This window comes from Massilia haematophila (assembly GCF_042647645.1).
Taxonomy (GTDB): domain Bacteria; phylum Pseudomonadota; class Gammaproteobacteria; order Burkholderiales; family Burkholderiaceae_D; genus Telluria; species Telluria haematophila.
Map to the genome: position 1 here is coordinate 5,417,104 of NZ_JBHRVV010000001.1, position 24,419 is coordinate 5,441,522.

Consider the following 24,419-nt stretch of genomic DNA (forward strand, 5'->3'; position numbering starts at 1 on the left):
CTATCTGCGCCCCGCAGTAGCCGCGCTGCCGCCGGTGGCCAGCACGATCAGCCCGATCGCCAGCCATTGCACGGTGGTCAGCACCTCGCCCAGCACGAAGAAGCCGGCCAGGGCGCCCACTGCCGGGCCGGCGCTGACCAGGATGCCGAACACCCGGCGCGGCAGGCGCGACAGGGCCATCATCTCGAGCGAATAGGGCAGGATGCTCGACAGCACCGCCACCACCAGGCCGCCGAGCAGGACCGGTGCCGAGAACAGCGCGGGCCCGGCCTGTGCCAGCCCGACCGGCACCGTGCACAGCGCCGCCACCAGCATGCCCCAGGACACGACGTGGCCGCCCTTGAGGGTGGAGACGCGCTTGCCGAACACGATGTACATGGCCCAGCAGAAGGCCGCCGCCAGCGCCGCGGCGACGCCGACCGGATCGAGCGCGACCGCGTTCTTCGTCGTGGGCGCCAGCAGCCACAGGCCGCCGGCCGCGCAGGCGACCCAGGCGAAGTCGCGCAGGTGGCGCGAGGACAGCACCACCACCGCTAATGGACCGATGACTTCGATCGCGATCGCCACGCCAATCGGAATGCGGGCAAACGCCGCATAGATCAGCAGGTTCATCATCCCGAGCATGAAGCCGTAGATCGCGACGTTGATGGCATCGCGCCGCGCCAGCGGCGCGCGCCACGGGCGCCAGAAGGCCAGCAGCAGGATCGCGGCCAGGCCGACGCGCACGGCGGTGATGCCGGCGCTGCCGACCAGCGGGAACAGGCCCTTGGCATAGGCCGCGCCGACGTTCACCGAGACCAGCGAGCCGACCACGCCCAGCAAGGGCGCGAGTGTGCCCGTGGGCGTTTCGGAAGCTGCGGAGGCGGCGCCCTTCAAGGGATCAATCCTGCAGCGCGGGCACCGGGACGCCCATCGCCAGCGCGACCGCTTCGGCGACGCGGATGCCGTCCACGGCCGCCGACATGATGCCGCCGGCGTAGCCCGCGCCTTCGCCGGCCGGGAACAGGCCACGCGTATTCAGGCTTTGCAGGTCGTCGTCGCGGCGCTTGATGCGGATCGGCGAGGAGGTGCGGGTCTCGACGCCGGTCAGCACCGCGTCGTGCTTGTAGTAGCCCTTGATCTGTTTATCAAACGCGACAAACGCTTCGCGCAGCGCCGTGATCGCGTATTCCGGCAGCGAGGGCGCCAGGTCGGTCAGGTGCACCGCCGGCTTGAAGGACGGGATCACCGAACCGAATTCCTTCGACGGAATGCCCTTCACGAAGTCGCCCATCAGCTGGCCCGGCGCATCGTAGGTGCCGCCGCCGAGGACAAAGGCGCGCGACTCGAGTTCGCGCTGGAAGGCGATGCCGGCCAGCGGGTGGCCCGGATAGTCTTCCGGCGTGATGCCGACCACGATGGCGCTGTTGGCGTTGCGCTCGGCGCGCGAGTACTGGCTCATGCCGTTGGTGACCACGCGGCCTTCTTCCGAGGAGGCGGCAACCACGGTGCCGCCCGGGCACATGCAGAAACTGTAGACCGAGCGCCCGTTCGAGGCGTGGTGCACGATTTTATAATCGGCCGCGCCGAGGATCTTGTTGCCCGCGTTCGGGCCGAAGCGGCAGACGTCGATCAGCGACTGCGGGTGCTCGACGCGAAAGCCGATCGAGAACGGTTTCGCTTCGATGTAGACGCCGCGGTCGTAGAGCATCTGGAAGGTGTCGCGCGCGCTGTGGCCGATCGCCATCACCAGGTGATTGGTCGCGATTTCCTCGCCCGAGGCGAGAACCACGCCACGGACCTGGCGCACGCCGCCCGTCTCGCTGATCAAGACGTCCTCGAGCCTGGTCTGGAAGCGGATTTCGCCGCCCAGCGACAGGATCTCGGCGCGCATCTGCTCGACCATCTTGACCAGGCGGAAGGTGCCGATGTGCGGCTTGCTGACGTACATGATCTCTTCCGGCGCGCCCGATTTGACGAACTCGGTCAGGACCTTGCGGCCGTAGTGCTTCGGGTCCTTGATCTGGCTGTACAGCTTGCCGTCCGAGAAGGTGCCGGCGCCGCCTTCGCCGAACTGCACGTTCGACTCGGTGTTGAGCTTGCGCTTGCGCCAGAAGCCGAAGGTGTCGACGGTCCGTTCGCGCACGATCTTGCCGCGCTCGAGCACCAGCGGGTTCAGGCCCATCTGGGCCAGGATCAGGGCCACGAACAGGCCGCAGGGGCCGGTGCCGACCACGATCGGACGCGGCGTGCCGGCCGGCGGACGCGGCGCGTCCACGAATTTGTAGCCGGTGTCGGGCGAGGGAACGATGTACTGGTCGTTCTTCAGGCGCGCCAGCACCGCCGCCTCGTTCTGCACTTCGACGTCGATTGCGTAGATGAGCACGATCGCCGCCTTCTTGCGCGCGTCGTAGCTGCGCTTGAAGACGGTGAAGTCGACCAGGTCGGCAACGTCGATGCCCAGGCGGGCGACGATGGCGTCGCGCAGGGCGTGGTCGGGGTGATCGAGGGGGAGCTTGAGTTCGTTAATTCGGAGCATAGGTTTCGCGTAGGGCGCCAGCGGGGGCGGTCAAATCAATCGGCTATTTTACTTCAGGCCGGCCCCGCCGATCAGGCGGAGGCAGGGCGCCACGACGCGCAGGCAACAGGGGGGCGGCGCCAGTGTGGTTTTCCGTGAAATTTTTTTTTGTTCTTTTCTACCGCTTGCGTCGCCGTGCACCGGCATGGACCTGGTCGAATGGCGGCGCGGGATGGCAGGAAGCACGGCGTTCACGCTTGATACATACGTAAAGCATGCATATTCGCAGCGGAAAGGAGAGGCGCGGCAAAAGCCGCTCTTTTATGGTGCATTGCACTATCTAACAGACTATTTCCAAGGTGTTGTTTCTACACAATTTGCCCTGTCGCGTTATGTTGACACCCGGACTTTTCGTATGGTTTTATGTATTTATTCAGATAACGCTTGATTCCTATCAATCGTGAATGAAGAGCGTACGTCCTAACCCGGCGCGCATATAAAAACAGTAGCCTCGAAAAGCAGTCGATCGCAGTCGCATTAATCTTTAAACGTAATACAAGGCATCCTGAATGACGTCCACACCCGGTTTCGTGCGGGACTGGGACGCGTTTCAAAAAGCGCTGTTCGGGAGAGACAAACACATGACGCACCTCCGTGCCCATGTCCATAAAAAACATCTGAGAAAAGCTTAGAAGGAGAAGTATTCATGACGTTTAAGTTGAAGTCGTTGCCGTATGCAATTTCGTTCCTGGTCGCTTCCGGCGCCATGGGCTCCGCCATGGCGCAACAGGCGCCGGCCGAAGGCCAGGCGGTGCAGCGCGTGGTCGTGACCGGTTCGCTGATCAGCCGTGCCGACACCGAAACGCCGACCCCGGTCCAGGTGCTGACCGCCGCGGACATCCAGAAAAGCGGCAAGACCTCGGTCGCTGAACTGCTGACCGACCTGGCAGCCAATGGCGCCGGTACCCTGGGCACCGGTTTTTCCGGCGCTTTCGCCAACGGCGCAACCGGTATCTCGCTGCGCGGCCTGACCGTCGGCGCGACCCTGGTCCTGATCGACGGCCATCGCATGTCCCCGTACCCGCTGTCGGACGACGCGCAGCGCTCCTTCGTCGACGTCTCCTCGATTCCTTTCGATGCCATCGAAACGATCGAAGTCCTGAAGAGCGGCGCATCGTCGCTCTACGGCTCGGACGCGATCGCCGGCGTGATCAACATTAAACTGAAGAAGAACTTCAAAGGCACCCGCCTGAGCGCCGAGATCGGCGATACCCAGCACGGCGGCGGCAAGACCAAGCGCGGCTCGATCAGCACCGGCATCGGCGACCTCGACCAGGACGGCTACAACGCCTTCATCACCGCCGAATGGCGCGACCAGGACGCGATCAAGGTTTACCAGCGTGAACAGTTCGGCTGGGCCAATCGCGACTGGCGTTCGAAAGGCGGCAACGACCTGACCCTGGGCGTGCCGACCAGCCTGAACGGCGGCCTGACCGCTGCCAGCAGCCCCTTCCTGTACAACCCGTCGGGCGCGGGCGGCGCCACCAATCCGGCCAACTTCCGGTTCCTGGATTCGAAGTGCAACTTCGAGCTCTACCGCGCCGGCGGCTGCGCGGTACGCGATACCGACTCGAACATCCAGCCTGCCACCCAGAACATCAACGTCCTGGTGGGCATGACCAAGAAGCTGAGCGAAGAATGGGAAATCGCATTCAAGGGCTCGCTGTTCAAGCGCGACAGCATCAACAACCGTGGCGTGCCGCCGGTCTATTCGCCGACCAGCTTCGCCGGCAGCACCACGCTCGTCGATGGCGTGCTGACCGGCGGTGTGAACCGCATCGCAAGCACGCGCTTTGCGCCGGGCGCGGCAGTGGGCGCCGGCCTGACCAACACCTTTGCCAACCCGGCTTCCCTGTACGGTTATATTCCTGGTGTCGGCGCGACCAACACCACGGATAACACCTCGACCAGCACCCGCTTCGCGGTCGACCTGAAGGGCAGCGCCTACGGCTGGGACATGAACGCCGCCGCCGGCGCCACCCGCGTCAAGGTCGATGCCGACTACAGCGGCTACATGAACCGCGCGGCGCTCTACAACGCCATCAACAGCGGACGCTGGAATGTCCTCGGCGGTAACGATCCGGCGCTGGTCCAGGAAGTCTCGCCGCGCTTCAGCAATACCCTGGAAACCAAGCTGAACTACTTCGACCTGTTCGGTTCGCGCGAGCTGATGCAGCTGGGCGCAGGCCCACTGGCCGTGGCCGCCGGCGTCCACTGGCACAAGATGGAGCAGAACTCGCCGCCGTCGAGCCTGACCCTGAACGGCGCCGTGGCCAGCACCTCGGCCTTCGCGATCGGCGAAGAAACCAACAGCGCGGCCTTCGCCGAGCTGCGCGCGACCCCGGTCAAGAACGTCGAGGTCAGCGTCTCGGGCCGTTACGACCATTACGATACCTACGGTAACTCGTTCACGCCTGCGGCCAACTTCAAGTGGACCCCGACCCAGCAGATCGGCGTGCGCGGCACCTTCGCACGCGGCTTCCGCGCACCGAACCCGTCCGAGGTGGGCAATGCCGGTTCCTTCTTCACCTTTAACCTGATCAACGACCCGATCCTGTGCCCGGACGGACAGACCAGCACCGCCGGCAACGTGATCGCCGCCTGCGGCCAGCAGCCGCCGTACGTCCAGACCACGGAAAACCAGGACCTGTCGCCGGAAAAATCGAAGTCGTACACCCTGGGCCTGATTCTGGAGCCGATGCGCGGCCTGAACATGACCCTGGACTACTACAACATCAAGATCAGCAACCTGATCGTGACCCGTGCCGGCAACGATCCGAGCTACGTGCCTGACTGGGTGCGCGGTGCGGCGGTGCCGACCACGGTCTCGACCGGCGGCACCGGCACCACGCTGGCCACCCCGATCGTCGGCCCGATCCTGTACGGCGCATCGCCGTACATCAACGCGGGTAGCACCAAGACCCACGGTATCGAAGCGGACGTGCGTTACCGCTGGCGCCTGGCGAACGACATGGGCACCATCTCGGCCAACGTGAGCGCAGCCCACACCTTCGGCTATGAAACCGAAGTGGCGGGCACCAGCTACCAGCTGGCCGGCACCCAGGGCCCATCGTCGGTCGGCGGCGCCACCGGCAACCCGAAAGACCGTGCCCAGTTCACCCTCGGCTACAGCCGCGGCCCGCTGGACGTGACGGCGACGGTGAACTACACCGGCGGCTTCTCGACCATCGACCCGTCGCACGACGCCGTGAACTGCGCCCGCACCGGCTTCGACGTGGGCGGCCGCGCTTACTACCAGGGCAAGACCCAGCCTGACTGGCTGTGCGAGGTGCCGTCGTTCACCACGACCAACCTGAACCTCCAGTACAAGCTGAGCGAGAACCTGACCCTGCGCGCCGCGATCCTGAACCTGTTCGACAAGCAGCCGCCGTATGACGTGGCCACCTACGGCAACGCCGGTGCCCAGACCTCGTACAACGCGTCGCTGCACCAGGCAGGCGCCATCGGCCGCTTCTACAGCCTGGGCATGGCCTACACGTTCTAAGCGCAGCAGCATGGACAGCGGCAGCGATGCCGCTGCCTGAAACACTAAAGCCCCGCTGCAGAATTCCTGCAACGGGGCTTTTTTACATAGACGGCTTACATCCCGCCCCAGATCCCGGCCAGCATCGCCATCGCCGCCAGCGCGGCGGTCTCGGTGCGCAGCACCCGCGGGCCGATCGACAGGGACAGGGCGCCCGCGGCCAGCGCCGCGTCCTCTTCCTCGCGCGTGAAACCGCCTTCCGGGCCGACCAGCAGGGTCAGCGCCTGCGCCGGCTGGGCCTGCGCCCAGCCGGCCAGCGACTGCGTGGCGCGCGGGCTGAGAAGAACCAGGGGCTGCGCCGCCCGGACCGCCGTTCCCGGCTCCGCCGCCAGCCAGCGGTGGAAGTCGGCCACCGGCGCCAGCTGCGCCAGGCGGTTGCGTCCGCACTGCTCGGACGCCGCGACGATCACGCCCTGCCAGTGGGCGTGGCGTTTCTCGGCGCGCTCGCCCGACAGGCGCACCACGCTGCGCTGAGCCGCCAGCGGTTGTACCGCCGCAACGCCCAGCTCGACCGCCTTCTCGACGATCCAGTCCATCTTCGACCCTTCCGGCAGGCCCTGGGCCAGCGTCACCGCATAGGGCAGCTCGGCCTCGACCGCTTCGTGCGCGCCGACCAGTGCGCTCGCCCGTTTCTTCCCGATGTCGGCCAGGGTCGCGGCGTACTGGCCGCCGCTGCCGTCGAACAGCGTCAGCGCGGCGCCCGGCTGCAGCCGTACCACGTGCAGGTGATGGGCGACGGACTCGGGCAGGTCGACGGTGGCGCCGGGGCGTAGCGGCTGCGGACAGTAGAAGCGGGGCATGCGTTTCCTATATAGAGACAGTAGAGACAGGCAAAAACCTGCATTTTAATTCGGCAGGGTGGGGCTCTGGTAAAATAACGGGCTACGGCCCGCTGCAGGCCTCCGCTTTCCAATCCAGACCCCCTGCATCCGATGAAATCTACGCAAACCACCACCTTGATGGCCAACGCGATCCGCGCGCTGGCGATGGACGCTGTTCAAAAAGCCAACTCCGGCCACCCGGGCATGCCAATGGGCATGGCCGAGATCGGCGTTGCGCTGTGGGACAAGCACTACCGCCACAACCCGGCCAATCCGGGCTGGTTCAACCGCGACCGCTTCCTGCTGTCGAACGGCCACGGCTCGATGCTGCACTATGCGATGCTGCACCTGGCCGGATACGACCTGACGATGGACGACCTGCGCGACTTCCGCCAGCTCCATTCGAAGACCGCGGGCCACCCGGAAGTCGGCATCACGCCGGGCGTGGAAACCACCACCGGTCCGCTGGGCCAGGGCATCGCCAACTCGGTCGGCATGGCGCTGGCCGAATGGCTGCTGGGCTATGAATTCAATCGTCCAGGCTACGACGTGGTCGACCACTACACCTACGCCTTCCTGGGCGACGGCTGCCTGATGGAAGGCATCTCGCACGAGGTGGCGTCGCTGGCCGGCACCCTGCGCCTGAACAAGCTGATCTGGCTGTACGACGACAACGGCATCTCGATCGACGGCCGCGTCGAAGGCTGGTTCACCGACGACACCCGCAAGCGCTTCGAAGCCTACGGCTGGAACGTGATCGGCCAGATCGACGGCCACAGCGTGGGCGCCGTGTCCGACGCCATCGAGCAGGCGAAGCAGTCGGACCGTCCGACCCTGATCATGTGCAAGACCATCATCGGCAAGGGCGCCCCGAACCTGGAAGGCGGCGACAAGGTCCACGGCGCCCCGCTGGGCGACAAGGAAATCGCGGCCGTGCGCCAGCACCTGCTGTGGGACCCGATCCCGTTCGACATCCCGGCCGACATCTACACGGCCTGGGACGCGAAGGAGCGCGGCGCGCAGTTCGAGGCCGAATGGAACGCCAAGTTCGCCGAATACCGCGCCGCCCATCCGGAGCTGGCCGCCGAATTCGAGCGCCGCATGAAGGGCGAGCTGCCGGGCAACTTCAACGAGGTGCTGGACGCGGCGATCGCCACCTGCATCGACAAGAAGGAAACCATCGCCACCCGCAAGGCCTCGCAGAACGCGATCCAGGCGCTGGCCCCGATCCTGCCGGAATTCCTGGGCGGCTCGGCCGACCTGACCGGCTCGAACCTGACCAACTGGAAGGAATCGGTCGCGGTGCGCTCGGGCATCCCGGGCAACCACATCAACTACGGCGTGCGCGAATTCGGCATGGCCGCGATCCAGAACGGCGTCGCCCTGCACGGCGGCTTCATCCCGTTCGGCGCGACCTTCCTCACCTTCTCGGACTACAGCCGCAACGCGCTGCGCATGGCCGCGCTGATGAAGATCCGCTCGCTGTTCGTGTTCACCCACGACTCGATCGGCCTGGGCGAAGATGGCCCGACCCACCAGTCGATCGAGCACGTCTCCTCGCTGCGCCTGATCCCGAACCTGGACAACTGGCGTCCGTGCGACACCGTCGAATCGCAAGTGGCCTGGGGCGCGGCAGTGCAGCGCAAGGACGGCCCGTCGACCCTGATCTTCTCGCGCCAGAACCTGCCGTTCATGGAGCGTGACGCAGCCGCCGTCGCAAACGTCGCCAAGGGCGGCTACGTGCTGCGCGACGCCGCCGATGCGAAAGTGATCCTGATCGCGACCGGTTCGGAAGTCGAGCTGGCAGTGAAAGCTGCCGATGCGCTGGCGGCCGAGGGCGTCGCCGCGCGCGTGGTCTCGATGCCGTCGACCGACGTGTTCGAGCGCCAGGACGCTGCTTACAAGGCAAGTGTGCTCACCCGTGGCGTTCCGCGTGTCGCCATCGAAGCCGGCGTGACCGACTTCTGGTACAAGTACGTGGGCCTGGAAGGCGCGGTGGTCGGTATCGACACCTTCGGCGAATCGGCGCCGGCGCCGGTGCTGTTCAAGCACTTCGGCTTCACCGTCGAGAACGTCGTGGCGAAGGCCAAAGCGGTCATCGCGGCGTAATGGTTTCAGCAGGGGCTGCCGTCGAGGCGGCCCTTTTCATGTTCAGCATGTGCGTTGTGAAAAAAGTTTTTTTCTAATCAGGAGCAAAGCATGACGATCAAAGTTGCAATCAACGGTTATGGCCGCATCGGCCGCAACATCCTGCGCGCGTTCTACGAAGGCGGCAAGAAACAAGACATCCAGATCGTGGCGATCAACGACCTCGGCAACGCCGAGTCGAACGCCCACCTGACCCGTTACGACACCGCCCACGGCAAGTTCCCGGGCACCGTCACGGTCGAGGGCGACAACATGGTCGTCAACGGCGACAAGATCCGCGTGTTCGCGCAGCGTAACCCGGCCGAGATCCCATGGGGCGAGCTGGGCGTGGACGTCGTCCTCGAGTGCACCGGCTTCTTCACCGCCAAGGAAAAGGCTTCGGCCCACCTGAAGGGCGGCGCCAAGAAAGTCATCATCTCGGCCCCGGGCGGCAAGGACGTCGACGCGACCATCGTCTACGGCGTCAACCAGGACGTGCTGAAGTCGACCGACACCGTGATTTCGAACGCATCGTGCACCACCAACTGCCTGGCCCCGCTGGTCAAGCCGCTGCACGACGCCATCGGCCTGGAAACCGGCCTGATGACCACCGTCCACGCCTACACCAACGACCAGGTGCTGACCGACGTGATGCACGAAGATCTGCGCCGCGCCCGTTCGGCCACCCAGTCGATGATCCCGACCAAGACCGGCGCCGCCGCCGCGGTCGGCCTGGTGCTGCCTGAGCTGAACGGCAAGCTGGACGGCTTCGCGATCCGCGTGCCGACCATCAACGTCTCGATCGTCGACCTGTCCTTCATCGCCAAGCGCGACACCACCGTCGACGAAGTCAACCAGATCATGAAGTCGGCTTCGGAAGGCGCCCTGAAAGGCATCCTGACCTACAACACCGATCCGCTGGTCTCGGTCGACTTCAACCACAACCCGGCATCGTCGAACTTCGACGCCACCCTGACCAAGGTCTCGGGCCGCCTGGTGAAGGTCTCGTCCTGGTACGACAACGAGTGGGGCTTCTCGAACCGCATGCTCGACACCACCGTCGCGCTGATGAACGCGAAGTAATCGTTCTTTCGGAAGAATAAAAAAACCCGTGCGGCGCGAGCCGCACGGGTTTTTTGTTGCCTGTACCTTGATTAGAACGTGTAGGTGCCACGCACGTAGAAGGTACGGCCGATCGCATCGGTGTAGCGCGGATCGTAGCCAGCCTGGAAGGTCTGGTCCTGGTAGCTCAGCGGCGGTTCGCGGTCGAACAGGTTACGCACGCCGAAGGTCACCCCGAAGCCTTTCGGCTGGGTCCAGGACAGGTAGCTGTCGACGGTGGTGTAGGACGCCACGCGGAATTCCGGATCCTGGTCGACATAGCCGGTCTTGTGGCGGGCCGTCAGGCCGGCGCCGAACTCGCCGCGGCTCCAGTTCACGCTTGCCGAGTGCTGCCAACGGAACACCGGACCCACGCCCGAGAAGATGCCGACGTTCTGGTTCCACTCGCCGCCTTCTTCGTTCTGGTACTCGTACCTGTGCACCCAGGTGCTGTTCAGGCCGAGGTTGAAGTTGCCCCAGTCGCCAGCGCGCAGGCGGTAGGCGGCGGTCAGGTCGACGCCGTCGGTCTTCAGGCCGCCCAGGTTCTGGGTGCGCAGGTCGACGTAGCCGCAGGTGGCCGGGTTCGGGCACTGCGAGCCGTCGGTCGACAGGTTGCCGGCGCCGTTGCGGTGGTACAGGCTGGCATACTTCGCCGGATCGGCGAACACGTCGTTCTCGCTGAGCGAACCGATCTGCTTCTCGAGCTCGATGCGGTACAGGTCGGCGCCCAGGGTCAGGTTGTTGATCGGCTCGAACACCACGCCGAAGGTGAGGTTTTTCGATTCTTCCGGATCGAGACTCTGGTTGCCGCCGAACAGCGCCTGGAACTGCTGGGCGCAATTGGTGGCCGGGCTCTTGCCCGGAATCGCAGTGCCGCCCGGGCAGTTGATCGGATCATCCTGCTGCGAAGTGTTGGTGTAGGTCTGGGCGGCGTTGATCTCGTACAGCGAAGGGGCGCGGAAACCGGTCGAATAGGAGCCGCGCACCAGCAGCGTGCTCGATGGCTGGTAGCGGAAGCCGAACTTCGGATTCGTGGTGCTGCCGAAATCGCTGTACTTGTCGTAGCGGACCGCTGCGGTCACGTCCAGGTTGGCGAGCACCGGCACGTTCAGCTCGGCGAACGCGGCGTACACGGTGCGCGAGCCGGCGTTGAACAGGTTGGGGTCGATGCCGGTGCTGGCCACGACTTTTTCCGCGTACTCGCTGTTGGCGCGGTTGCTGAAGTTTTCGCGGCTGGCCTGGCCGCCGAACGCCAGTGCGACGTTCTTGCCGGCGCCGACCCAGTCGCCCAGTTCGCGGCTGGCGCTGAAGTCGAAGGTCTTGGTCGTGCCCTTGGCGGTCTGGATCGTGCCGTCGAGGGCGGCGCTTTCGATCAGTGCCATGCCCTCGGCACTCTGCTCGCCGAAGGGGTTGATGATGCCGTTCAGGACACCGGCCGAGATGATGCCGCCGTCGCTGTAGCCCTTCAGCTTCGAGGTCACCTTGTTCTCGTTGTAGCTCAGGGCGGCCGTGTAGTCCCAGCCCGCCATCGCGCCCGACAGCGATGCGACGAAGCGCTGCTGGCGGTTGATGTCGTCGCCCGCGCGCACGCCGTTCGGCAGGTCACGCCACTTGACGTTCAGGTAGCCCGGCTGGACGCCCGGCGGCAAGCCGGTTTCGGCGACGAAGGTCGGGTCGATCGGGATGGTCGGCGCAATGGCGCCCGGGTTACCCGGGAAGTAGGGGTTCAGCGTGCCGTTCGGGCGCACGCGGTTCATGTACAGGCCGCCGTAGGGTACCGGCGCGATCTGGCTTTCGACGCGGCTGCGGCTGACCAGGTATTCCAGGCCCAGTTCATGGTTCTGCGGCAGCTTCAGCGTGCCCTTGAACAGGCCGGTGGCGCGTTCGCTCTTCGGGATGTAATCGACGAAGCTCGAGGTCGTCATGTAGCACGACAGGCCGTCGCCGGCCGGAATCAGGTTCGGCGCGCTGGTGCAGTCCGGGCCGGCCGGGTTGCCGACGTCGCCTTCCTGGAAATAGTTGGCCGGAGCAGTGGTCGGCGACAGGCCGCCCGGATAGCGCGTGTTGAACGGGCGCTGCAGGCCGCCGACGCTGTCCTGCTTCTGGAAGCCGCCGACGGCGAAGAAGTTGAAGCCGTCCGATGCGAGGTCACCGTAGCCGAAGCCGAGGTTGGCGTTCTTTGAGACGCCGCCCGGGTGTTCCGGCTTGTCGTAGCCGATGGTGGCGGTGCCGCCGGTGAAGTCCTTGCGGGTGATGAAGTTGATGACGCCGCCGACCGCGTCCGAGCCGTACAGCGACGAGGCACCGTCGCGCAGCACTTCGACGCGCTCGAGCGCGGCGAACGGGATCATGTTCAGGTCCGGCGCGGAACTGTCGAAAGCATTGTTGGCCAGGCGCCGGCCGTTGAGCAGCACCAGGGTCTTGTTGGCGCCGATGCCGCGCATGTCGGCGAAGGAAGCGCCGCCGGTGCTCAGGCCGACCACCTGGCTGGTTCCCTGCGAGGCCTGGACCGGGGCCAGGTTGGAGAGCACCTGTTCGACGGTGGTGAGACCCTGTTTCTTCAGTTCTTCCACCCGCACCACCGTGACCGGCACCGCGGTCTCGGCATCGATGCGCTTGATGGCCGAACCGGTCACGACGACGCGCTGCATCGCTTGTCCGGTGGTGTCCTGGGCCGCGGCTGGATTGACCAGCAGGGTGGCGCCAAGGGCGCCGGCGGCACAGATCAGACGCACAGACTGCGATAACACTCTTTCTTTGATCATCAACAAACTCCCCGTATCAGAAATGAGATACCCGCACCTTGGGCGCGAGGCTGTCAGTAATGAAACACGGGAAATGTAAATACGTCAATTTGCTTTGGATACATACGCAATATTGCGCTCGAAAATATCCAAAAAACAACATTGCCTTGCTGAGGGCTGGCATACAATGAAATGCTGCCCATCTTGCGGACGCGTGGCGCCGCGGTGCCGGCATACGATGCCGGGCGTGGAGGGCGCGGGCGGCGCATGCACCGCCGCGCAGGCGCAGGACGGGGCCTTATTTCGGCCAGGGCGTCAGGATCTCGAAACCGTTGGCGGTCACGGCGATCATGTGTTCCCACTGGGCCGACAGCGAGCCGTCGGCCGTGACCACGGTCCAGCCGTCGTCGAGCTGGTTGGTTTCCTCGGCGCCGATGTTGATCATCGGCTCGACCGTGAAGGTCATGCCTTCCTTCAGCAGCAGGCCGGTGTTCGGACGGCCGTAGTGCAGCACCTGCGGGTCCTCGTGGTAGACGCGGCCGATGCCGTGGCCGCAGTAGTCGCGCACCACCGAGTAGCCGGCGCTTTCGGCCAGCTTCTGGATCGCGTGGCCGACGTCGCCCAGGCGCGAACCCGGACGGACGGTGCGGATGCCCGCCATCATGCACTCGAAAGTGGTGTCGACCAGGCGTTTCGCCTCGGGGCTCGGGGTGCCGGCGTAGTACATGCGGCTGGTGTCGCCGTGCCAGCCGTCCTTGATCACGGTGACGTCGATGTTGATGATGTCGCCGTCCTTCAGGATCTCGTTTTCGCTCGGGATGCCGTGGCAGACCACGCCGTTGACCGAGGTGCACAGGGTTTTCGGGAAGCCGTGGTAGCCGACGTTGGCCGGCGTGGCCTTCTGCACCTTGCGGATGTATTCGTTGCAGCGCCGGTCGAGTTCCTCGGTGGAGACGCCGGGAACGACGTACTCGCCGATCATTTCCAGCACTTCGGCCGCGAGGCGGCCGGCGACGCGCATCTTCGCGATGTCCTTGTCGTTCTTGAGTTTGATTGCCATGTTTTGCTTGTTGGATAGCCGCGGCCGCGCCGCGCAATCCGTCATGATACCGCAGTGCATAAAAAATGCCCGCCAGGCGAACCTGGCGGGCATTTGCCCGACGCTTTAACGCGTCAGCTCTTCAGGCAAGGTCCTTGCGGACCCGCGCCATTAGAACGACTGGTTGTAGCGGACGTAGAAGAAGCGGTCGATCGGGAAGTCGGCATCGACGTACGACGACGAAGCAGCGCCCGACACGGTCATGCGTGGCTTCTTGTCGAACACGTTGTTGATACCAACCAGGACCTGGCCATTCCAGGCGGTCTTGTAGCCGACGCTTACGTCGTTATACGTGACGCTGCCCAGTTTGTTGTAGTTCTTGCCCCAGCTTGCTTCGCCGCCGATGTTCGAGCACTCGACTGCATTGGTCTTGAAGCAACGATCCTTCACGCCGCTGTAGTAGCGGGCGGTCCAGGTCGCGTTCCAGTTGCCCAGGTTCCAGTCCAGCGACAGGTTCGACTTCACACGGTTGTAGAAGTACTGGCCGGCGTAGTCGGTCCACTCTTCGCCAGCAGCTTCCTGGTCGCGCAGCTTGTCGACGTAGCTGGTTTCCGAACGCACGCCGAACTGGCCGTAGGCGGTACGCTTCAGGCGGTAGGACAGCGACAGGTCGAGACCTTCGGTTTCCAGGATACCCTTGTTGGCGTTGCCGCGGTTCAGGGCGATGATCTGGCCGGTGGCCGGGTCACGCTTGAGCGCATCGCAGTAGCCCTGGATGCCCTGCACGTAGCAGTACTCGGCAACATCGGTCGCGCCAATGGCGGTGATGATGTTGCTGACCTTGATGTTGAACCAGTCGAGCGATGCCGAGAAGCCTGGCAGGAACGACGGGTTGTACACGAAGCCGATGGTCTTGGTCTTGGCCGTTTCCGGGGTCAGCTCGGCATTGCCGGCGCTGGCCATGAACGGATACGGGCTCTGGCCGCCACCGCCGCTGGTGATCGGCACGCCGGTCTGGTCGAGCTGGCGGAAGTTGGCGCCTGCGCCGGCTGCCGCGCAGCGTGCCGCGACGGCTGGGTCGCTACGCTGGCCGTACAGGGCATCGCAAGGATCCAGGTAGTCGTCGAAGGACTGCTGGCCGCCACCGAAGGTGTCGCCCAGTGCCGGAGCACGGAAGCCTTCAGCCCAGGTACCGCGGACCAGCAGGTCTTTGGTCGGTTTCCACATGAAGCTGGCTTTGCTGTTGGTGGTATCGCCGACGTTGCTGTAGTCCGAGTAGCGGGTTGCCAGGTTGATGCTCAGCAGTTCCGCAAACGGCAGGTCCTTCAGGATCGGTACGTTCGCTTCGAGGTAAGCTTCCTTGACGGTGTAGCGGCCGAAGGTCGGGTTGCCGGCCAGGTCGCTCGAGTAGCCCGATTGCTCGAACTGACCCGGGCGGTCGTAGCCGCGCACTTCGCGGTGCTCCAGGCCGCCGGCGATGCCGACGTTGCCTGCTGGCAGAGCGAAGACTTCACCGCCGATGTCGGCGGTTGCGCTGTTGACCGTGCTGCCATAGGTTGCCTGGCCGGTCGACATGACGTAGCGCAGTGCTTCCGGGGTCGAAGCCGACGGACCGCCTGCGATGTTGAACGGCACGCACTCGGCCAGGGCGATCGGGTTTGCAGCCGTGCCGCACTGGACGACGCCCGACGCGTTCATGAACGATGGGCCCAGGGCCTTCTTCAGGTTCAGCAGGTTGACGTTGCCGGTGCCCAGGGTCGAGCCCTTGACCGAGCTGTGGTTGTAGCCAACGCTCCAGTTCCACGGCATCGCGCGCATTTCGAAGTCGCCCGACAGGCTGGCGTCGACGTGGAAGGTATCGTTGCGGTTCTCGGTCACGCGCGGCACTTCGACGGTGCGGCGCTGGAACGACATGTCCTGTGCGGCGGCGGAGCCGACGACCGAGCTGCCGAGCGGGTTGTAGTAGCTGTCCTTGTCGATGTAGACCGGGTACGACGACTGGGTGCCGGTTTGCAGCGGATAGCCGGCGACCTGGGCGCTCGACTTACGCTGCGAGAACATCGCGGTGGTCTGGAACTGCATGCCGTACGGCAGTTCGACGGTGCCCTTGGTGAACAGGGTGTCGAGCTTGGTCGGCATCTGGAACATCATCTGCGAGGCGCTGTTGAACTTGTCGTTCACCAGGGAGCCGTCCCAGTCGTGGTAGTTGGCCAGGTCGCGCGAATCGGCGCCAACGCCGTCGCCCAGCGGGCCGCCGGTGTGGTTCAGCACCTTGTCGATGCTGCCGTCGGCGTTCCAGATATTGGCCCATGGGCCGCCGCCCAGGCCTTCGGTCGGGTACTTGTCGGTGCGCGGGTAAGCGGTGATCGGGCGGTCCTTGGCCCAGACCACGCCTTGCTCGGTGTGCGACAGGCCGAACATCAGCGAGACCTTGTCGCTGTTGGCGCCGGCGGTGATGGAGAAGTCCTTGCTCTTGCCGTCACCTTCCTGGTTGCGGCCGATGTAGACGCTGGCCTGGCCGCCTTCGAGGCGTTTTTTCAGAATGATGTTGACAACGCCGGCGATCGCGTCGGAGCCGTAGATCGACGAAGCGCCGTCTTTCAGCACTTCGATGCGGTCGATCATGGCCGACGGAACGGTCGACATGTCGGTGAAGCCGTCGACGGTCTGGGACCAGCGCTTGCCATCGACCAGCACCAGCAGGCGTTGCGAGCCCAGGTTGCGCAGGTTGATGTACTGACCACCGTTTTCACGGTTCGAGGTCAGCGAGCCGCCCTTGCTGAAGTCCGGCGAACCGGCCGACGACAGTTGATTCAGGATGTCGCCGACGGTAACCAGGCCGGTCTTCTGAATCTGTTCCTGGGTCATCACCTGGACCGGCTGGGCCGTTTCCAGGTCGACTTGGCGAATACGCGAACCGGTGACTTCGACGCGCTGCAGCGGCTGGGACGCTTCTTGGGCGTACGCAGCGTGCATGCCGAGGGTCATGCCGCCCAGGCAGATCGCGTGGATCGACCGGGACAAGATTTTTTCCATCATTTTGCAAAACTCCTTGGGGGTAAACACGCGGTGTCGCTCATAGGCAGCACCGCGACGGATGTGTCGCTCCAGCGACCAACTGAAAGATCAGACGACAAAACTTGCCTTTGAAAATCTTCCAACCTGTCAATGGAATCATCCGAAAGATATTCTTGTCAACAACTAGAAATTTAAATTTGATAATGTTGTAAAGAAGCGTATTTACGTTGGCAATTTTTCGAAATATATGCTTGACGTACGATGATTTTGCGATTTTGCCTAAGCAATGAAGGCTGAGTTATGCCGAATTTTACCGAACAAAATTTTTTGTGCAGTGCAAAAAACTCCTCCGAAAATGCGCTGATGGACTAAAGTTGTCGTTACAGTAATCAGGCTTGCTTCGGCTTGGATCGTGGCAATAAATGCACCAAAATGAAGCGCGGCAAGCTCCCCGGAAAACCCGAAGTTACAGAGCGAGGGCAGACCTTGGCGTGTGCCGAAATGGGGCAGCCGGATGTCGAAGCGCGTCGCGGCCAGTTCGTTTTCAGGGTACGAGGGTGGCACTGATCGGCATCGTGCCGATGTGCGGTGCGGTGCAAAAAAAGGCGCTGTCACCGTTCGCTGTGGATGAGCCCGATCGCAAGGCGAAACAACTGATCGGCAGAAGTAATCTATCCGCCATCGAGCATCCGGCGCCATCCCAGGTAGTTCGGCAGGTAGCGCGATGCGACCCCATGGAAAGGCGCCAGCCATGCCCGCAAGCGCTGGTGATAGGCGTTCACGTTCTGTACGTGGATGGCGCCCTTCGGGCCTGGCCAGATCCGTTCGCTGGCGCTGGCATTGACAGCCTGGTGCGCAATGCCATTGGCGCGGGCGAAAACACGATAGGCCGCGTTCGCGTCCGTCACAAGCAGAACGTCCCTGTCCAGGAAAGGCAGCAGGTGATGCTCGAGCTGAACCTTGCTGACGGGGCCGCGGCCGGTGACGGCATCGACGGTCTGCTTGATGCGGTCACGCGCCACGAGGATGCAGTCGAGTTCGCGTGAGATGCCGCGCCTGCTGGCCGCGCCACCCCGCTTGCGCGCCGGCCGATCGAGCTTGCGCGAACCTTTTTGGGATTCCAGGATGAACATTTCGTCGGCCTCGGCGATACCGTTCAGGGATTCCGGCCGGTCCGCCTTCACCCGCTCCAGAAAACAATGACGCCAGCGAAAAGCGGTGTTCCGGTGCACCTCGACGCCATCGGCCGCCGTCCGCACCGGGCGCGATGCCCGTATCGATGGCGATGCGGATTGGACCGTGAATGAACTCGACAGTTCACTGCTCATCCATAGCGAACGGTGACAGCGCCAAAAAAAAATGCCCGCCGAAGCGGGCATTCGTGTCAGGCAAATTGGATCAGAATGCCTGGTTGTAACGCACGTAGAAGAAGCGGTCGATCGGCAGATCGGCGTCCACCGTCGTGGCCGACGAAGCGCCGTCCAGCGTGAAGCGTGGTGCCTTGTTGAACGCGTTGTTCACGCCGACGCGGAACTGACCCTTCCACGCGGTGTTGTAGCCGACGCTGAAGTCGTGGTAGGTGAGCGAGCCGAGGCGGTTGGCGCCCGGTGCGCTGAAGCCAGGACGAACGACGTCAGGCAGGTTGCACTCCCAGCCGCGCGGACGGCTCAGGCAGGCGTCCTGGACCGCGCTCATGTAACGCATGCCCCAGGTTGCGCTCCAGTTGCCCAGCGACCAGTCGGTGGTCAGGTTCGACTTCCAGCGGTGCAGGTCGTACTCGCCCGAGTAGTCGATCCAGTTCGCAGTGGCCGACGACTTGGTCGAGTACTCGTCCAGGTAGGTCGTTTCGCTGCGGATGTTGAACTGGCCGAAAGACATACGCGGCAGGCGGTAGCGCAGGTCGACGTCGACGCCTTCGGTCTTGATCTGGCCGAGGTTGGCGTTGCCGCGCGACAGGGCGATGACCTGGCCGGTCACGCGGTCACGCACGATGCTCGAGCAGAACTCTTCGAGGCCTTGCTCGTAGCACTGGCGTGCGACGTAGCTCGACGTGACGGCCGTGATGCGGTTGTCGATCTTGATGCTGTACCAGTCGACGGCTGCCGAGAAGCCAGGCAGGAAGCCCGGGTTGTACACCAGGCCCAGGGTGCGGGTGACCGCGGTTTCCGGCTGCAGGAAGGCGTTGCCGGCGCTGGCGTTGAACGGATACGCGGTCTGGGCGCCGGCGCTCGAGGTGATCACGGCGCCGCTCTGGATGCGCTGGCGGTAGCCGGCCGGGGTGCCGACCACGCCGCCGAAGCCGTTGGCGCAACGGGCCAGGGTGGCAGGGCTGCCGGCGGCAGCGCCGTAGACGGTGTCGCACGGGTCCAGCCAGCCGGTGTCGAAGCTCTGCTGGCCGCCGCCGAAGGTATCGCCAACGGTCGGTGCGCGGAAGCCTTCAGCCCAGGTGCCGCGGGCCAGGATGTCCTTGGTCGGGCGATAGGTGAAGCTGAACTTGCTGTTGTTGGTCGAACCGAAGTTGCTGTAGTCCGAATAACGGGTCGCCACGTTGAAATTCAGCGATTCGACGAACGGCAGGTTCTTCAGGACCGGGATGTTCAGCTCGGCGTACGCTTCCTTGACCGTGTAGCGGCCATAGGTGGCGTTGCCGGCCAGGTCGGTCGAGTAGCCCGACTGCTCGAACTGGCCCGGCTGGTCGACGCCCTTTACGGTACGGTGTTCCACGCCAGCCGCGAAGCCGAGCGCGCCGGCCGGCAGGGCGAACAGTTCGCCGCCGACGTCGACGGTGCCGCTGTCGATCTTGCTGCTATAGGTAGCCTGGCCGGTCGAGAGGATGTATTTCAGCGCTTCCGGGGTCGAGGCCGATGGGCCGCCCAGGATGTTGAACGGCACGCACTCGGCCAGCGCGATCGGGTTGGCGGCAGTGCCGCACTGGACCACGCCCGAAGCGTTCATGAACGATGGGCCGAGGGCCTTTTTCAGGTTCAGCAGGTTGGTGTTGCCCGTGCCCAGGGTCGAACCGTCGACCTTGCTGTGGTTCCAGCCCACGCTCCAGTTCCACGGCAGCTCGCGCAGCTTGAAGTCGCCTTCGAGGGTGGCGTCGATGTGCAGGGTGCGGTTGGTGTTGGTGGTGGTGCGCGGCACTTCGATGGTGCGGCGGTAGAAGAACAGGTCCTGGCCCGAGCCTGGAGCGGCGCCGACGCCCTGGTTGCCGTACGGGTTGTAGTAGCTGTCCTTGTCGATATAGACCGGGTACTTGCTCTGGGCGCCAGACTGCAGCGGATAGCCGGCGGTGGTCGACACGCCCTTGCGCTGCGAGTACATGGCGGTGGTGACCAGGCGGGTATCGAACGGGGTGGCCACTTCGCCCTTGGTGAACAGGGTGTCGAGCTTGCTCGGCATCGAGAACACCATCTGGCGGGTCGTGTTGAACAGGTCGGCCGCTACCGGGGTCAGGTTGCTGACGGTGTGGTAGTTGTTACGGTCGCGCGCATCGGCGCCGGTGCCGGTGCCGAGCTGGTCGCCGGTGTGGTTCAGGATCATGTCGAAGCCGGTGGCGCCGCCGCTGGCGCCCACCTGGCGAATCCGGCCCCACGGACCGCCGCCGAGATTCTCGAGCGGATAGTTCGGGCCGCGCGAATACGAGGTGATCTCGCGGTCCTTTGCCCAGACCGCGCCTGCCTCGGTGTGCGACAGGCCGAACATCAGCGAAGCCTTCTCGTTGCCGGCGCCGTAGCTCAGCGAGAAGTCCTTGTTCTTGCCGTCGCCTTCCTGGTTCTGGCCGGTGTACAGGCTCAGCTGGCCGCCTTCCAGCGATTTTTTCAGGATGAAGTTGATAACGCCCGCGATCGCGTCCGAACCATAGATCGCCGACGCGCCGTCCTTCAGTACCTCGATGCGCTCGATCATCGACGACGGGATGGTCGACATGTCGGTGAAGCCGGCCACGGACTGGGTCCAGCGCTTGCCGTTCACCAGCACCAGCAGGCGCTGGCCGCCCAGGTTGCGCAGGTTGGCATACTGGCCGCCGTTCTCGCGGTTCGAGGTCAGGGCGCCGCCCTTGCTGAAGGCAGGCGAACCGGCCGACGACATATTGTTGATGATGTCGCCGACGGTCACGAGACCGGTCCTCTGGATCTGCTCCTGGGTCATCACCTGGACAGGCTGGGCCGTGGCCAGGTCAACCGTGCGAATGCGCGAGCCAGTCACTTCGACTCGTTGCAGGGTTTCCTGGGTTTGCGCCACGGATCCCATCGAATATGTCGCAAAGGCGACTGCCAGCGCGATCTTGGTACGTTGTTGCATGTGCTCTCCGGAATTATTGGCCACCTGTTGGATGGCCTTTGTGTTAATAGTGCAACGTTGCGTTGAATAAACGCGTATGTATGAAAGCATTGAACATTGATTAATGTCAATACTCTTGCCGCATACCTTGTGCCCCAAAAACAACAACGGAAAAGCGCGGGGAGGAAGTGACTTTTGGGTCAAATAAATACGCACCAACTCGGCTGCATTTTGTGCCCATTTCGGTTTAATTTGCATCAAAACGGGATCAAGCTGCACCGAAATAGGCCAAAATAAAAAAACGGCGCCGAGCGCCGTTTAAGCTGAATTTAAGTCGCGCGGCACGGCGCCGACCGCGCGCCGTCAGCCGTCCAGGCAGCTTTGCCAGAGACGGATCACAGGGTCCAGGTGGTCCCTGACGAGCGTGGTGTCGACCTGGGCCGGTCGCCCTTGCAGGCGCAGCTGGTGTTGCAGCCGGCGCATCAGGCGGTAGGTGGCGCCGGCTTCGGATGCCAGCGCCGCATCGATTAGTCCCAGTTCCCCGGCGATGCGCAGCAGCGCGATGTTGCCGAGATTCGCCGTGAGCTGCGGATACGTCGCCGCATGGCGCAGCACCAGGTACTGGACGATGAATTCGATGTCGATCATGCCGCCCGCATCCTGCTTCAGGTCGAACAGCATCGTGCGGTTCGGGTAGGCCTCGTGCATGCGCCGGCGCATCTTGCGCACTTCTTCCTTCAGTTCCGCTTCGCGACCGCTGCGGTCCTGGCGCAGCACGGTGTCGCGGATCGCCTCGAAGCGTGCGCCGATGGCGGCGTCGCCGGCGCAGAAGCGCGCGCGCGTCAGGGCCTGGTGCTCCCAGACCCAGGCCGACTGCCGCTGGTAGCGCTCGAAAGCGGCGAGCGAGCTGACCAGCATGCCGCTGGCGCCGTCCGGGCGCAGCGCGGTGTCGATGTCGAACAGGATGCCGGCCGGCGTGTGCGCCGTCATCCAGGTGATGAAGCGCTGGGCCAGCTTGGCGTAGTTCGAGGGCGCGATGTCGTCCTCGTCGTCGAACAGGAAAATGACGTCGAGGTCGGACACGTAGCCCAGCTCCTTGCCGCCCAGCTTGCCGTAGGCGATCACGGCGAAGCGCGGTTCCTCGACGTGGCGCGTGGCCACCGTCTTCCAGGCCCAGCGCACCGTCGCCGCCACCATCACGTCGGCCAGCGCCGACAGGTGGTCGGCCAGGCGCTCGACCGACAGTTCGCCGGCCAGGTCCAGTGCCAGCAGGCGGAACTGCTGGGCGTGGTGGGTCTCGCGCAGGATGTCGAGCTGGCGCTCGGTATCGCCCTCGGCTTCGCCCAGCTTCGCGTCCAGGCTGCTTGCCAGTTGCGCGGGCTCGTCGATGCCGCCGCGGTCGTCGAGCAGCTCGTCGAGCAGGATCGGGTGCTGGGTCAGGAAGGTGGCGGCCCAGCCGCTGGCATGCATCATGCGGATCACGCGCTCGAGCGTGTGCGGGTACTCGGTCAGCAGCGACAGGTAGGCCGAGCGGCGCGCCACCGCTTCCAGGAAGTCGAGCAGGCGGCCCAGCGTGGCGCCGTGGCTGCCGACCCCGGCTTCCTTCACGGTCGCGGCCACTTGCGGCAGGGCCAGGTTGACCAGGGCCAGCAGGCGCGCCCGGCTCGCATCGGGCAGGCTCTGCAGGCGTGGCGCCTGCCAGGTCGCCACCAGGCGGCGCGCACCGTCCAGCGGGGCGTCGTAGCCGAGCGAGGCCAGGTGGGCTTCGATGGTGGCCAGGTTCTCGGGGTCGGCCGCGATCGCTTCCAGTCCGGCGCGCTCGTCGTCGGGCGGGGCGCTCCTGTCGGCGAACATGTCGTCGAATTCGGCGGCGACAAAGGCGCGCTGCTCCTCCAGCCGGGCGAGCAGGGTGGCTACGTCCGGCAGGCCCATCATGTGCGCGACGAGCAGGCGTTCGGCCTCGTTCGCGGGCACGGTATGAGTCTGGGCGTCGTCCAGGTATTGCAGGCGGTGCTCCAGGTTGCGCAGGAAGGTATAGGCGTCCAGCAGGCGCTCCACGGTTGCCGGGGCCATCAGTTCGCGCTCGGCGAGCAGGCGCAGGGTCTGGCGCGTGGAGCGTTCGCGCAGGGCCGGGTCGCGCCCGCCGCGGATCAGCTGGAACACCTGGGCCAGGAACTCGATCTCGCGGATCCCGCCGCGCCCCAGCTTGACGTTGTTGCTGCGGTCCGGATGCAGGCGTTCCTGGCGGTTGACCTCGGCGCGGATCTGGGCGTGCATGTTGCGGATCGCATCGATCACGCCGAAGTCGAGGTAGCGCCGGAACACGAAGGGACGCACGATGGCGTCCAGGGCGGCGATGTCTTCATCAAAGCCGGTGACGGCGCGCGCCTTGACCCAGGCATAGCGTTCCCATTCGCGGCCCTGGACGATCAGGTATTCCTCGACCATGTTGAGACTGGCCGCCAGCGGTCCGGACTTGCCGTTCGGGCGCAGCGCCATGTCGACCCGGAAGGTAAAGCCGTCCTCGATGACTTCGGACAGCGCGCCGATCAGGCGCCGCCCGAGGCGCACGAAGAACTCGTGGTTCGACAGGCCGCGCTGCTGCGGTCCTGCCGCGGTTTCGCCGTCTTCGGGATAGACAAAGATCAGGTCGATGTCGGACGAGACGTTCAGCTCGCCGCCACCCTGCTTGCCCATAGCCAGCACCATCATTTCCTGGGGGCGGCCGGACTCGGCGCCGACCGGCATGCCGTGGGCGGCGACCAGCTCGGCCATCAGGTCCGCCAGGTGGGTGCGGATCGCGAAATCGGCCAGGCCGGTCATGGCGGTGACGACTTCGTCGAGATCGGCCAGGCCCTCCAGGTCGCGCCGGATCAGGCCGGCCAGCAGCAGGTTGCGCAGGCGCCGCATGGCGCGCGGCAAGGGGATGCCGGCGGCCAGCTCGGTCTCCAATAACGCGCCGAAATCCGGCCGGGCCAGCGATAATCGGGTCAACCCGGCGACGCGCTCGAGGCGTCCCGGGACAGCGTCGACCCAGCGTTGATACCAGCGCGAAGCGTTGGCGGCGGAAACAGGTGTCATCGGGTCGTCCTGCACAAGAGTAAAAGCGTTCCGGGAGGCGTGCTTGCGGTAGAATTGCCCGCCGTGCTGCCTGGGTCAGCATGATGGTAAGGTAGACGCCGCG

Annotated in this window: 12 protein-coding genes and 1 pseudogene; 4 read left to right on the forward strand and 9 right to left on the reverse strand. The window is 64.6% G+C overall.

What is annotated here, in order from left to right:
- On the reverse strand, positions 1–876 hold the full coding sequence (locus tag ACFOPH_RS24065) for an EamA family transporter (RefSeq protein ID WP_312549154.1): 876 nt from the start codon (positions 874–876) through the stop codon (positions 1–3).
- A gap of 4 nt (positions 877–880) precedes the next feature.
- Positions 881–2,518 (reverse strand): NAD(P)/FAD-dependent oxidoreductase, encoded by a 1,638-nt coding sequence (locus ACFOPH_RS24070; protein WP_379737644.1) that lies wholly within the window; start codon positions 2,516–2,518, stop codon positions 881–883.
- Positions 2,519–2,702: 184 nt separating this feature from the next.
- Here ACFOPH_RS24070 and ACFOPH_RS24075 point away from each other — a divergent pair, with 184 nt between their 5' ends.
- The gene (locus ACFOPH_RS24075) at positions 2,703–2,945 is read left to right on the forward strand and encodes a hypothetical protein (RefSeq protein WP_312549150.1); all 243 of its coding nucleotides are present in this window, start codon (positions 2,703–2,705) and stop codon (positions 2,943–2,945) included.
- 258 nt (positions 2,946–3,203) lie between these two features.
- Positions 3,204–6,062, forward strand: coding sequence for a TonB-dependent receptor (locus ACFOPH_RS24080; protein WP_312549148.1), 2,859 nt, complete (start codon positions 3,204–3,206; stop codon positions 6,060–6,062).
- A 95-nt stretch (positions 6,063–6,157) separates the two neighbouring features.
- Here ACFOPH_RS24080 and ACFOPH_RS24085 read toward each other — a convergent pair whose 3' ends face one another.
- The gene (locus ACFOPH_RS24085; RefSeq protein WP_312549147.1) at positions 6,158–6,901 is read right to left on the reverse strand and encodes a 16S rRNA (uracil(1498)-N(3))-methyltransferase; all 744 of its coding nucleotides are present in this window, start codon (positions 6,899–6,901) and stop codon (positions 6,158–6,160) included.
- Between the two features lie 132 nt (positions 6,902–7,033).
- Here ACFOPH_RS24085 and tkt point away from each other — a divergent pair, with 132 nt between their 5' ends.
- The gene (tkt, locus tag ACFOPH_RS24090; protein WP_379737647.1) at positions 7,034–9,031 is read left to right on the forward strand and encodes a transketolase; all 1,998 of its coding nucleotides are present in this window, start codon (positions 7,034–7,036) and stop codon (positions 9,029–9,031) included.
- Between the two features lie 90 nt (positions 9,032–9,121).
- Positions 9,122–10,132 carry a type I glyceraldehyde-3-phosphate dehydrogenase gene (gene gap, locus ACFOPH_RS24095; protein ID WP_379737649.1) on the forward strand — a complete coding sequence of 337 codons (1,011 nt, stop codon included), beginning with the start codon at positions 9,122–9,124 and terminating at the stop codon, positions 10,130–10,132.
- Positions 10,133–10,203: 71 nt separating this feature from the next.
- On the opposite strand, the gene ACFOPH_RS24100 is transcribed toward gap, so the two are convergent.
- The 6 genes and pseudogenes from ACFOPH_RS24100 to glnE all read right to left on the reverse strand — a co-directional run bounded on the left by ACFOPH_RS24100 (position 10,204) and on the right by glnE (position 24,316).
- The gene (locus tag ACFOPH_RS24100) at positions 10,204–12,885 is read right to left on the reverse strand and encodes a TonB-dependent receptor (RefSeq protein ID WP_379737651.1); all 2,682 of its coding nucleotides are present in this window, start codon (positions 12,883–12,885) and stop codon (positions 10,204–10,206) included.
- 307 nt (positions 12,886–13,192) lie between these two features.
- Positions 13,193–13,954, reverse strand: coding sequence for a type I methionyl aminopeptidase (gene map, locus ACFOPH_RS24105; RefSeq protein WP_312549143.1), 762 nt, complete (start codon positions 13,952–13,954; stop codon positions 13,193–13,195).
- A gap of 150 nt (positions 13,955–14,104) precedes the next feature.
- The gene (locus ACFOPH_RS24110; RefSeq protein ID WP_312549141.1) at positions 14,105–16,957 is read right to left on the reverse strand and encodes a TonB-dependent receptor domain-containing protein; all 2,853 of its coding nucleotides are present in this window, start codon (positions 16,955–16,957) and stop codon (positions 14,105–14,107) included.
- Between the two features lie 665 nt (positions 16,958–17,622).
- Positions 17,623–18,219 (reverse strand): annotated as a pseudogene (locus tag ACFOPH_RS24115) (IS1595 family transposase); the annotation flags it as partial.
- Positions 18,220–18,349: 130 nt separating this feature from the next.
- Positions 18,350–21,256, reverse strand: a complete 2,907-nt coding sequence (locus ACFOPH_RS24120) for a TonB-dependent receptor domain-containing protein (RefSeq protein ID WP_379737653.1) — start codon at positions 21,254–21,256, stop codon at positions 18,350–18,352.
- A gap of 342 nt (positions 21,257–21,598) precedes the next feature.
- On the reverse strand, positions 21,599–24,316 hold the full coding sequence (gene glnE / locus ACFOPH_RS24125) for a bifunctional [glutamate--ammonia ligase]-adenylyl-L-tyrosine phosphorylase/[glutamate--ammonia-ligase] adenylyltransferase (RefSeq protein ID WP_379737655.1): 2,718 nt from the start codon (positions 24,314–24,316) through the stop codon (positions 21,599–21,601).
- Between the last annotated feature and the right edge of the window lie 103 nt (positions 24,317–24,419).

Bases quoted from the DNA above. Each gene is read 5' to 3' on its own strand.
- ACFOPH_RS24070 (WP_379737644.1), bottom strand. From the start codon at position 2,518: ATGCTCCGAATTAACGAACTCAAGCTCCCCCTCGATCACCCCGACCAC.
- ACFOPH_RS24075 (WP_312549150.1), top strand. From the start codon at position 2,703: ATGGACCTGGTCGAATGGCGGCGCGGGATGGCAGGAAGCACGGCGTTC.
- ACFOPH_RS24080 (WP_312549148.1), top strand. From the start codon at position 3,204: ATGACGTTTAAGTTGAAGTCGTTGCCGTATGCAATTTCGTTCCTGGTC.
- ACFOPH_RS24085 (WP_312549147.1), bottom strand. From the start codon at position 6,901: ATGCCCCGCTTCTACTGTCCGCAGCCGCTACGCCCCGGCGCCACCGTC.
- tkt (WP_379737647.1), top strand. From the start codon at position 7,034: ATGAAATCTACGCAAACCACCACCTTGATGGCCAACGCGATCCGCGCG.
- gap (WP_379737649.1), top strand. From the start codon at position 9,122: ATGACGATCAAAGTTGCAATCAACGGTTATGGCCGCATCGGCCGCAAC.
- map (WP_312549143.1), bottom strand. From the start codon at position 13,954: ATGGCAATCAAACTCAAGAACGACAAGGACATCGCGAAGATGCGCGTC.
- ACFOPH_RS24120 (WP_379737653.1), bottom strand. From the start codon at position 21,256: ATGCAACAACGTACCAAGATCGCGCTGGCAGTCGCCTTTGCGACATAT.
- glnE (WP_379737655.1), bottom strand. From the start codon at position 24,316: ATGACACCTGTTTCCGCCGCCAACGCTTCGCGCTGGTATCAACGCTGG.